9 protein-coding genes are annotated in these 12411 nt (G+C 43.2%); 5 read left to right on the forward strand and 4 right to left on the reverse strand.

The features are described 5' to 3' along the window. Positions 1-209: 209 nt before the first annotated feature. Positions 210-473, forward strand: coding sequence for a type B 50S ribosomal protein L31 (locus H8S64_RS14265; RefSeq protein WP_099290812.1), 264 nt, complete (start codon positions 210-212; stop codon positions 471-473). A 54-nt stretch (positions 474-527) separates the two neighbouring features. On the opposite strand, the gene H8S64_RS14270 is transcribed toward H8S64_RS14265, so the two are convergent. Beyond that, entirely contained in the window at positions 528-1703 is a 1176-nt protein-coding gene (locus H8S64_RS14270) for a GlmU family protein (RefSeq protein ID WP_186976866.1), read from the reverse strand. A gap of 219 nt (positions 1704-1922) precedes the next feature. Here H8S64_RS14270 and lon point away from each other — a divergent pair, with 219 nt between their 5' ends. Both lon and H8S64_RS14280 read left to right on the forward strand, forming a co-directional pair. Next, positions 1923-4337: an endopeptidase La gene (lon, locus tag H8S64_RS14275; protein WP_099290623.1), complete on the forward strand. Its 2415-nt coding sequence runs from the start codon at positions 1923-1925 to the stop codon at positions 4335-4337. Between the two features lie 162 nt (positions 4338-4499). Continuing rightward, the gene (locus tag H8S64_RS14280) at positions 4500-5612 is read left to right on the forward strand and encodes a Fic family protein (RefSeq protein WP_186976868.1); all 1113 of its coding nucleotides are present in this window, start codon (positions 4500-4502) and stop codon (positions 5610-5612) included. Positions 5613-5792: 180 nt separating this feature from the next. Here H8S64_RS14280 and H8S64_RS14285 read toward each other — a convergent pair whose 3' ends face one another. Further along, positions 5793-7049, reverse strand: a complete 1257-nt coding sequence (locus H8S64_RS14285) for an agmatine deiminase family protein (RefSeq protein ID WP_186976870.1) — start codon at positions 7047-7049, stop codon at positions 5793-5795. A 10-nt stretch (positions 7050-7059) separates the two neighbouring features. After that, positions 7060-8967 (reverse strand): leucine-rich repeat protein, encoded by a 1908-nt coding sequence (locus H8S64_RS14290; RefSeq protein WP_186976872.1) that lies wholly within the window; start codon positions 8965-8967, stop codon positions 7060-7062. A 626-nt stretch (positions 8968-9593) separates the two neighbouring features. Between H8S64_RS14290 and H8S64_RS14295 the strand changes: the two genes are divergently transcribed. Beyond that, positions 9594-10232 carry a DUF6266 family protein gene (locus H8S64_RS14295; RefSeq protein WP_186976874.1) on the forward strand — a complete coding sequence of 213 codons (639 nt, stop codon included), beginning with the start codon at positions 9594-9596 and terminating at the stop codon, positions 10230-10232. A gap of 80 nt (positions 10233-10312) precedes the next feature. Continuing rightward, entirely contained in the window at positions 10313-10963 is a 651-nt protein-coding gene (locus H8S64_RS14300) for a hypothetical protein (protein ID WP_186976876.1), read from the forward strand. 83 nt (positions 10964-11046) lie between these two features. Here the strand turns inward: H8S64_RS14300 and H8S64_RS14305 are convergent, their stop codons facing one another. Beyond that, positions 11047-12393 (reverse strand): ATP-binding protein, encoded by a 1347-nt coding sequence (locus H8S64_RS14305; RefSeq protein ID WP_186976878.1) that lies wholly within the window; start codon positions 12391-12393, stop codon positions 11047-11049. Between the last annotated feature and the right edge of the window lie 18 nt (positions 12394-12411).

Raw genomic sequence — 12411 nt, forward strand, 5'->3', positions numbered from 1 at the left:
TTCCCCGACGCCGGAAGGTACGTGCTGACAAGCGTAAACCCCGGCGTCATTTTATTTCCAAAAATACAAACAAACGGTACTCTTCACGGAAAAATGACGTTTTAATACCTCATCTCGAAAAAAGTCCTTGAATTTCTTTGTGATTTATAATGAATCGACTATCTTTGCTGCCCGTTAATGTAGAAACAATTTTAAAAATTATATACGAGATGAAAAAGGGCATACATCCTGAAAATTACAGATTAGTAGTATTTAAAGATATGTCTAATGGCATGACTACTATCACCAAGTCTACCGCCGCAACGAGGGAGACTATCGAAATCGACGGAGTTGAATATCCATTGATAAAAATGGAAATTTCTAACTCTTCTCACCCGTTCTATACCGGTAAGATCAAATTGATCGATACTGCAGGACGTGTTGACAAGTTCATGAACCGTTACAAATCGCACATGGAAAACAGAAAGAAATAATCTTTCTGAAATAGAAATAAAAAAAGGAGATTCTGTGAATCTCCTTTTTTTATTTTATCTGTCCGGATCAGCAAACACATGCTCGATAATCCGACGATCCACGTCATCGAATACTTTATTCCGACGTTTCATCACGGCTTCGGCTGTCGCGATAAACTGAGGCATCATATGTTCGGTAAATCCACAGGCTCCGCCCCAAGCAAAAGAGGGAATAAAATTACGGGGAAATTCTGCCCCGTACACGTTAGCTCCCACGCCGATCACCGTTCCGGTATTAATCATTGTAGAAATTCCCAACTTGGCATGGTCACCCATAATCAGACCACAAAACTGAAGTCCGGTTTTCCGGAAACGTCTCGTTTCGTAATCCCATAACTTCACCTCCACGTAGGTATTCTTCAAGTTCGAGTTGTTTGTTCCCGCCCCGATATTACACCATTCCCCCAGCACGGAATTACCCAAGAACCCATCATGAGCCTTGTTGGAGTAAGCGATCATCACCACGTTATTTACCTCTCCCCCGCACTTGCAATAAGGTCCTAAAGTCGTGGGACCGTACACTTTCGCCCCCATCGTCAATATCGCATGTTCACACATCGCCAAAGGACCTCTCACGAGGACTCCTTCCATGATTTCCGCGTCCTTCCCGATATACACGGGACCGCCTTCCGTGTTGATCACGGCACCGCGAACAACGGCACCTTCCTCCACGAAGACAGGATACTTCCCGTATACCCGCACGCCACTATCCAACGGCGCACTCTTCCGTCCCTCGGTCAATAACTTGAAGTCAATCTCCAACTCTTGCCCGTTCAGTGAAAACACGTGATAAGGATATTCCACACGATTAAATTCACCCGTGAACTCCTTTCGTACTAAACCCGGTAACACGGCAGGATCAAAGGTTGCGACCTCCCGTTTATCCACACGCAAAGCGATTACACAATCGCCCTGTAATAACATTTCCCCCGGCTGCAGACCACCGATCTCACCCAACAAACGTGGGTTCGGACACACGGACGCGTTGATCAGCAAATTATCATCTTCCACAGACAACGGGTATTTTTCTTGCAGGTAGTCCTTGGTCAGGTATGCAACCTTGTCACCTAACCGTTTTTCCCACTTCTCTCGAATCGTGAGAATCCCTACCCTTAGTTCAGATACCGGACGAGTCAAAGTAAGAGGTCTCAACGTTCTCCAACTTTTATCGTCGAATAAAATTATTTTCATTTGTGTTTTATATTTATGTGCAAAAGTAACAATTGCATCTTTTTTTACCCTATTTCGACCAAAAAATCTTTGGCATAGGAATTGTCCTATTAAGTAATGGTTTATTTTTCAGGAATTTTTTGCCAAAATGGCAGTCCTCCGATTCTAGGCTAATCAAGGGACTCCCGAAAGAAACCAAATCACACGAAGAAACAACTACAAATAGATAAGGAGATTATAATGAGCAATATAGATTTAAAAGATTTTTTACAAGATAATTTATCAGAGGAAAATCAGGATTATTTATCTATACTGGGTGACGAGAAAGAGATGCTGAACGATCACAGTAATATACCTGACACTCTGCCAATTTTACCACTACGGAACACCGTGTTGTTTCCGGGGGTAATTATCCCAATCAATATCGGTAGGGAAAAATCGCTAAAACTGGTACGTTTCGCTTACAAGCAAAGCGCGTTAATCGGTGTCATCGCACAAAAGGATATCCTCACGGAAAACCCGCAGCAAACCGATCTGTACACGACAGGTACGGTCGCTTCCGTGCTAAGATTGCTAGAGATGCCCGACGGAACGACCACAGCTATTATCCAAGGGAAAAGACGCTTCCATTTGGATGACATCTTGTATGATGAACCCTATCACGTGGGTAAAATCATCGTGAAAGAAGAGGAAAAAATACACACGGAAGATCAGGAATACAATGCCATTTCCGAAGCCCTAAAGGATATGGCAATGAAAATCGTGAGATTTTCCAGCAATATTCCCAACGAGGCAGGCTTCGCCTTGAAAAATATCGAGAGCATGTTATTCCTTGTCAATTTCATATCTTCAAACACAGAGATTGATTACAGGGATAAACAAGAATTGCTCGAAATCGACAGATTGAAAGAACGGGCAAACAAATTACTGGAACTACTGGGCAAACAAGTCAAAGTTCTGGAATTAAAAGAGGATATTCAACAAAAGGTCAAGGTCGACCTTGATAAACAACAAAGAGAATACCTGCTTCATCAACAGATGAAGACTATCCAGAACGAGTTGGGCGCGAATCCCGTGGACGAAGACCTGCAAGAACTGGAAGAGGCCGCATCAAAGAAAAAATGGCCGAAGAACGTGGAAGAAATATTCCGCAAGGAACTCCAAAAACTGAAACGCCAGAACCCGTCAACCCCGGATTATTCCGTGCAATTCAATTACGTGAAGGAATTGACCGAGTTGCCGTGGGAGCACTATTCGGAAGACAATTTCGATTTGAAAAAAGCATCCGAAATACTGGATGCCGACCACTACGGGCTGGATAAGGTGAAAGAGCGCATTCTGGAATACCTTGCCGTGTTAAAACTGAAAGGAGATATGAAATCCCCGATTCTCTGCCTGTACGGTCCCCCGGGTGTGGGTAAAACCTCTCTCGGCAAATCGGTTGCACGTGCCTTGAACCGGGAATTCGTTCGCATGTCATTAGGCGGCTTGCATGACGAATCCGAAATCCGGGGACACCGCCGTACATACATCGGTGCCATGCCGGGTAGGATTATACAAAGTATCAAAAAAGCAGGGACCTCGAACCCCGTGTTTATTCTGGACGAAATCGACAAGGTAGGACAGGATTTCAGAGGAGATCCGCAGTCTGCATTATTGGAAGTACTTGATCCCGAACAGAACACGGCTTTTCATGACAATTATTTGGATATCGATTATGATTTATCAAAAGTCATGTTCATCGCCACGGCGAATGACATCTCCACGATCGCTCCCCCGTTGAGAGATCGTATGGAAATGATAGAGGTCAGCGGCTATCTTATGGAAGAAAAGATCGAAATTGCCAAACGTCACCTGATCCCGAAGCAACTGGCAAATCACGGGCTAAAAGCAGAACAGATCACATTCTCGGATGATATATTGAACTATATTATCGACAAATACACCCGTGAATCCGGCGTGCGCGGTTTAGACAAAACCTTGGCTAAGATTATGCGCCAAGTGGCTAAAAACGTGGCCTTAGACCCCAGCTTCACGGTGCAACCGACAAAAGATACCGTGGAAGAATACCTCGGAACGCCTATCTTTACCAGAGAAGAATACCAAGGAAATGAACTACCGGGTGTTGTGACAGGCTTGGCTTGGACTGCCGTGGGCGGAGAAATTCTATACGTGGAATCGAGTATCAGCAAAGGCAAAGGACAATTAACCATGACCGGAAGCCTCGGTGACGTGATGAAAGAATCTGCCACGCTGGCATTGGAATATATTAAATCACACGCCGAAGAATTGGGCATCAACCCCGCAGCAATAGAGGAACATAACATTCACATTCACGTTCCGGCAGGCGCCGTACCCAAAGACGGTCCTTCGGCAGGTATCACCATGGTGACCTCCTTGGCATCATCACTGACCGGACGAAAAGTGAAAAAAGCTCTTGCTATGACCGGAGAGATCACCCTGCGCGGCAAAGTCCTTCCGGTAGGCGGCATCCGTGAAAAAATCCTCGCCGCCAAGCGAGCCGGAATCAAAGAGATTATCCTCTGCTGCGAGAACAAAAAAGACATCGACGAAATCAAAAAGGAATACGTTTCGGGTATCACCTTCCATTTCGTCAACCACATCCGGGAAGTACTGGAAATCGCATTGATTTAAAAATAACTGGGGTTTACGTCTGAGTGTTTCAGACGTAAACCCACATGACTAACAAGTTCAAATCGCTTGATTTGAATACTGGCAATATTCTCGTCAAAATTTGAAGAGAATGATTTGTTTTTTCACATCATGGAATTATCTTTGTGAAATAATCGCACCAATATGAAACCAACATATATATGGCAATATCCAACTTGGACAAAATTCACGTGGGACAATTCCAGACTCATCACTCTACTCTCAGAAGTTCGTAACCTCGAAGGGAAGATACAAGGACTAATGGGAGGATTGGGTTTCGATATCCAAAACAAGACATCATTGGACGTGATGACAGAAGACATATTGCGTTCTAATGAAATCGAGGGCGTGGTACTGAATTCAGGGCGAGTACGCTCATCTATTGCAAAACACCTAGGCATTGAAACGGAAGGGTTGCCAGAACCAGACCATTACACGGAAGGAGTCGTGCAAGTGATGTTAGATGCCGTCAGGAATAGCGGGAAGCCATTGTCAAACGAGAGATTATTCAATTGGCATGCGGCCCTTTTCCCTACAGGAAGAAGCGGAATATACCCAATAACCGTCGGAGCATACAGGGTCGGAGCGGAACCGATGCAGGTGGTTTCCGGCGCAATGGGCAAGGAGAAAGTTCACTATGAAGCCCCGCCATCCGATGTAGTATCAACTATGATGGATGAATTCGTTGCTTGGGTAAACGAGGAGAATAGTATAGACCCCGTGTTAAAAGCCGCAATTGCACACGTGTGGTTCGTGGCAATCCACCCATTTGATGATGGAAACGGGCGTTTAACCAGAACGCTCACGGATATGTTGCTCGCGAAGGCTGATGGGATTCCACTCAGGTTTTACAGTATGTCAGCAGAAATACTCAGAGAAAAAAAACGCTATTACGAGGTATTGGAAAAGACCACGACAGGCGCCACAGACATCACTCTCTGGCTTGAATGGTTCTTACTGACGATGAAGTCAGCTATTCTTCACTCCGAGAATGTCGTGAAAAGAGTTGTTCAGAAAGCTTCGTTTTGGCAAAGACATCGAGAAGTATCTATGAACGAAAGACAAGTAAAAATTATAAACCGTCTTTGGGATGGCTTCGAAGGCAAACTCACATCTTCGAAGTGGGCAAAAATAACCAAAACTTCACAAGCAACAGCACTCAGAGATATAACCGATCTTATAAAGAAAGGTATCTTGATATCAGCAGATGGTGGCGGACGAAGCGCAAACTACTTACTTAAAGACGACGTAGAATAACCTCACCTCTTTTTCACTCGTGTTGCAGGGTTTTATTCATGACTTCACCATTCGTTCCGGTTCTGAAGTACTAATTACCTATTAAATAAGTATTGACTAACTATTGTATTCACAATTCATGGTCAATAGATAGTCAATACCTAATCAATACTTGATAACCGTAACGGACGGGGATATCCCCTACACGACCTCTCGCATCACCCAAGTCGTACAGTTCAGCAACCCTCCCTCCAAGCCGATTTCGTTATAGTTTATAGTTTCTATGACGCGATCGGGGAAGATTTGCCGGAAACGTTCCACAGCCTCAGCATCCTTGTTACCGGAAACCTCGAAAACAGGTAATACAATCAAATTACCCACTTCCAAATAATTCACGTAAATACCGATAGCGTGATGGGGATGAGCGGGAGATTTGTAATCCCAGAAAAAAGGGACGTCTTCATACTCTAAATGATATTGTTTCAACACCTTGTCGATTCCATCCCGCCAGTATTTGTAGTCATCCAATCGGTTATTGCCAAGGAGGGTGTCACGATTCACGAACCGCACCATTCCATCCGCGTGCCCCGTCATATCTCCTTTTTGAGCGGGAATCACGATCACTTCCGCCTCCAACAACTCCCCGATTTCCGCTATCAATTGTTGCTTGTCCGGGTACCCGGGATTTTCGGTAAATACCCGGTCGGAAATGATGGCACGATCCTCGAACAACAAGACATTACCCCCGTCAAGGTTAATACTAGAGAATATCGGGTGAAACCCATTGCTCCGGCAGACTTCCTTAACATCCGAACGGGAACTTTCCCATTCCTCTCCCTTCAAATAAGAAGGTTCGTAATGGAATTGCACCAATTTGCCCGATGCCGTTTGTATTGGCATATAATCCCGACACCAGATATCTTTTGTGCCTTTCAAGAAACGGAAAGGAATTCCATGTTTTTCCAAGATTCCCGTTAGTTGACGACACGTGGTCGGGTATTTTTCCAGTAACAATTCGGACATATAGACAACTTGGTGGCAATTCGTACTTTCGGCACCTCTCGACGTGACGGGAGTGGCGGACGGGGAATCAACCTGACGGTAATAACGTTCACGAATGGACGGAGCATCAGCCTTCAAGAACATTCGACACAACTCGGGAGTCGGTTCGATACGGTTTTGCAGACACATTTCTTCAAAAACGGCTTCTTTGCCCCGTTTACCAAGGGTGAATTGGTTGATGTATTCGTCGCCCAGCTTCTTGTAACCGGAGAGTAATAGCCTTTTGTTCATGACACGCAAAATTTTCTGATGTTCCTTTCGAGAAATCTCTTTATCGACGAGTTTTTCCATCAACCGGGATAAATCGGATTTCCTCATCCATCTAACGACCGAGATTAGAATAGGGATGATTCCGATGGCACCAAGAACGGTACCGATAACAAATTCGATGTTCATATACAGCAATTTAAAAATCAAAGGTAGTATAATCAACTTCTTCCATCACTTCAACATATTTTTCAACGTCGTAAAAATTACGCCTGCACCCCAAGGGAACTCCGACATACTCTATGCGAGGCTCCCAATTTAACACTAAACCAGTCATTACATCCTCGGGCTGGAAACAACTTTTAAAATATATCTTTTCAAAATTCAATCTATATTTTCTTCCAGCAGGACCGTTATAAATGAAAGCTAAATATCCTATCTTCTTCACACTTTTACCCATTACCAACCGTCCTTTCCACTCCTCAGAACAGTATCGAAACGCATAATCGCCTATATTTGCCAATCTATCGGGCAACACCAAATCTCCCCTAAATCCAGAGCATCCTTCAAACGCACTTATCCCTATCGAAGTCAATTGAGGCTCTCCCAACCCTGTGTTAGCCGAAAAGACAAGCCCGGTAAATCTAGAACAATAAGCAAATGCCTCGTCTTCAATAATTCCAACTTGCGTAGGTATCGTCAATTTCCCCGTGAATTTACAGTCCTTGAAAGCTGCTTTCCCTATCTTTTGCAACATCGCACCCAAAGATAAATTTCCATCAAAACTACATAGTTCAAAAGCATGTTCTCCGATAGTTTGTATAATATAAGGAAGATGCAAATCACCCCGCAATTGGCGACAATTATAAAAAGCGTAATTGCCTATTTCCCGAACACCATCGGGAATTTTTATCGAGGTTATACCGCTATGATAAAATGCATAACTTGGTATGGTTACTAACTTCTCGGGCAAAATCACCGTTTGACAAGCATGTCCACTAAAAAATCCTTCTCGTAAAGTTTCATTATCTATCTCTGACAAATCTAAAAAACGCAACGACTGCATTTTGTTTTTTAAAAAAGCATAATCACCATCATTTAATGTACCCGTGATCTTGAGTCTTTTACATTGTCGCCAATCGGCTTCCCCCGAGAAGCAATCCTTTAACGTTCCCGGCTCTTCGACATGAACCAACCGTCCTTGCAGCATGGGAAGCACACGTGTAACGGCAGTTTCTCCATCTAAAAAAATCACATAAACTTTTTCATCAGTCACAATTTCTGGGGTCGTTATCAATATTTTCCCATTATATTGACCTGCCGTTTCGACATATACATTCCAACCTAAGGGTGCATTAATCTGTATACTGACCTGCTCATTTCCTCCCACTACCGTGTAATTAATTTCGTACGTGGTATTCGGGAGTATATCTTCGATTTTATATTTATCCAAGATAACCGAGAATGTTGCTCCCTTGGGTAACGTAACGACTGCTCCATCTGCAAGTTCGAGAATTAATATATCTTCTTTATTGATCACGTTTTTGAAAAAAGAATCTCCACTTGCTTCTCCCAACACGCTCCAAGTAACACCATTATCCACGGAAAGTTCCCATTTATTATTATTTATTCGTAATTGAGGAGTGACACCATCCTTACCATCCTCACCATCTTCTCCCTTGGCTTTTATTTTATTTCCACCCTCGTCTAAAAGCCATGTGGTTTGGTCTCCTACTTTTTGAGTCCAATAATAATATCCATCTTCTGCTTGCTTTATTCCTATTACCGGGGTTTGTCCCGCCTCTCCGTTTTTCCCGTGGTATATTGTTATGGATGGGTGTGTTTTGAAATCGAGTTTATAACCGATTTCGATACCGTTCTCGGAGATAACGGTTACATTGGTAATGTAATCATTGGTTTGCAAGGCATCAAGGATAACTTTCATGGAAGCAATGTTCGTGTTCATTTCCTTGCATTGCTTTTCAAGAGCTGCCAATCGGGAATCCAAGTCGTTTACTTTATTCCACAATTTACCATCGTCATACTTGCTACAAGCGACAAGCAATCCCAGGGAGAGAAAGATTAAAAAGAAAATACATCTTTTCATAGTCTAGCCATTTGAACCACAATTCCCAGGTGGTTTATTAATAAAAAAGAAAAGCGTGGGAACTTTTAGTTTATCTGTATTGAGGTACGGCCAAGCACCTAGCGCAAAATAAACAGTACCCCACGCTTAGCCGATATACATTAGAAATGTGTACACGGAAAGCATGAGCGTCTAAACCTGTTTATCCTTCGCGCTAAAAATTGGCCGTTTTCAATACAAGGATAAGCAAAAACGCTTTTGAATATGTCCTGCCCGGAACAGACGCTTCCATAACCCGAGCATTACCGCAAATGTAAGAATATTTATTTATATAACATATTCAGTATAACTAGTATTAATATTATAATGAAAGTAAATAATTTTATGGTAAATCGCATCAAAAATATTAAATCAAACAAAATGAAAAAAATATTAGATATATTATTTATTAATCACATATAATATTTGATTTTTTAAGTAATAAGATTTATATTATTTTTGATTATACAAATTAATTATACATACTATTTATTTTTAAAATATTTACTAACATGAAAAAAATTCGTTCACCAACAACATTTAAAAAAGCAAAAGCCCATACGGGCTATTATTATACAAATATTATTTAATTATAATAATTTTCAATTATGGCTAAAGTTTTATTAGACATGCTAGGAGCCATCATCGGCTCCGTGGGAAAAGTATCGTATTACATGCGATACAGTGATAATATCGCAAGAAGAAAGGGTGCTGGCGGGAAAAGCAGCAATTCACCTGCTGCCGTTGAGCAACGGATGAAGTTTGGAATGCTGATCCAGCTGGCAACTATCCTCCAAACGATTATCACGCAGGGATTTCCTCAGCGCAAACGAGGACTCTCCGCTGCAAACGCATTTGTCAGTATAAACAAAGACATTTGCTCGGTGGAGAGTAACGTGCTCACCGTCGACTACGAGCAGTTGCTCTGTGCCAACGGACAGTTGCTCACACCGGAAGTGACCGTTACTTACTCGACAGAGAATCAAAAATTCTCGTTCGAGCAAACGGCACCGGAAGAGGAGAGCAACAGTAACGCAGACGACAAGGTGTATGCCGTGTTGCTGGAAAGCAACCAAGGCTTATGCCGCCTGAAAAACCTGCGCCAACGAGGAGAAAGCGGCTCCACCTCCATCGCGTTACCGCAGAGGTGGGAGAAAGAGCACGTGCACGTGTACGTTTTCGCCACGAGTGCCGACGGTAAGAAGGCATCCAAGTCCATGTACTTAACGGTAGAGGAAGGCGTCTAACATCCAACAGAGAGGGAAAAACCGGAAACGGGAATTTCCCTCTCCTTTTATTAAAGTATCAAATATGACAAAACACGACTATGGAAGTCATCGATTTTTTCAAAGGCCATATCCGCGGTAGAAAAGGCAACATGATTTTTTTCGTGCGCAATGACAAATTACACATCAAGCGATACGCCATTCCCGGGAAACCGAGGAAATGGGAAGAGAAGGGACGTACCACGAAACAACAGGAAGTAACCACCCGCTTCACGGCGGTACAATGGTTTTACAGGGAGTACATGAAACAGGTTTCGCCCGACGTGTGGCGTGCTGCCGCCAAGCCCAAAAGACGGACAGCCCCGAACCTATTTCACTCAACCAACGCCCGCTGTTTCAACGGGCAAGGGGAACTTGTAGATTTCGAGAATTTCGTGTTTACCCAAGGAACATTGGCATTGCCCCGTAATCTGCAAGTGACACGGGAAGGCAATCATTTCCGGGTAACATGGCAGGAGGAAAGGCACTGGACCACAACAGCACGAACGGACACAATGCAGGTAGGAATATTGTATGACAACCTGCAACGCTCACCCCGCTTGGCTCCAAACGTGAAAGGATGCCGAGGTGATTTGCAAGGAGAATTTACTCTTGATGAAAGGCTTGGGACATCAGCACACGTGTATATCTTTTTCGTTGGAAACAATGGCACAGATTTCTCCACGAGCTGGCACGCAAGGGTGGAACTTTGAGTGCTCCTTATAAAAAATGATTGCAGATTCCCCACGCTAATCTGCAATCTTTAATACTTACTCAAAATTTATGACTGTAAACTTCACCTGTACATATTGGATAACGCATACAGCGGAATAATATCCACTTTCTCCAACGCACCAAAATTCTCAAGCGATGTTCGTATTCCGTACGTGAGTTGTTTATTCGCCATAAATTGGTACATACTTTTCATTGAACCTGTTGTACCCGCTTTCACTTCCAATGGGACTACTTTCATATCCTTGGCTATTACATAGTCCACTTCCGCTTGTGCTCCACGAGATAAGTTCTGCCAATAATACAAATCATGCCGCTGCGCAGGAGTATTATATTTCAACAACTCCAAGCCGGCCACCATCTCTGTCACACGTCCTTTATTCACCAATTCGGAAGCAGCACCAACAAGAATCAACTTGGACATTTCAGACGCACCACCCGCATTCTCCATGCCCAACAGCCGCAACAACAATCCGCTATCTAAAAAAATATACTTGATAAACTTATCGTTTATTTCGGCCCCAAGCGGTATTCCATTTGCAGCCGTATGAACAACCGGTCTAATCAATCCTGCATCCTTTAACAACTCCAATGCACCTTTTACCTTTTCACCGCGACAATTACCCTGCACGTTACTATAAACAAATTTACAACCGACCTGCAACGCCACGCTTCGAAGAGTTTGTCTTAACAATATCGGATCGGCTTTTTCTTCGTATTTCGAGAAATCATCTTCATAGGCCAGCATTATGTCATCCTGAACTTGCTGACACTTCAAGTAATCTCTTGTTTCCACCCAATTTGCCACGGATTCGGGCATTCCCCCAACCATCAGATAATCGCGGAAACATTCAACCAGTTTCCCATGCAGAGCCTCGAACACCGGACTAGCAGGAGATGCTTTTTGTTTCAATTCCACCCAACCTTCATTGCCCATTGCCACAAGAAATTCATCAAAAGACATCGGGTACATAAAAAGCGAACGCACTCTCCCAACACCAAATGACGTCATTTTCTTTAACGCGAACTCAAGTAGCGACCCAGCCGCCACAACATGAAGGTCGGTATAATCTTCATAAAAGAACCAAAGACTATGCAGGGCTTCCGGGCACGTCTGAATCTCATCCAAAAACAAAAGTGTTTCACCGGGCACGATTGGTAATCCATAAAAAACCGAAAGACGTGACGCAATTTCTTGAGGCTTCAAATTACCCTTGAATACAGAAGCAATCTCTTTATCCCGTTCAAAATTTACTTCAACAAAATACTTAAATGTCTTACCCAACTGACGAATAGCTGAAGATTTCCCAACCTGCCTTGCACCTCGAAGCAACAATGGTTTATGCTTTCTTTCATTTTTCCACTCCAACAAGTACTTGTCAATTAATCTCGGATAATATACATTTTTCATAATACACTCTATTTTAAT

It is taken from the genome of Butyricimonas hominis (genome assembly GCF_014287455.1).
GTDB lineage: Bacteria > Bacteroidota > Bacteroidia > Bacteroidales > Marinifilaceae > Butyricimonas > Butyricimonas muris.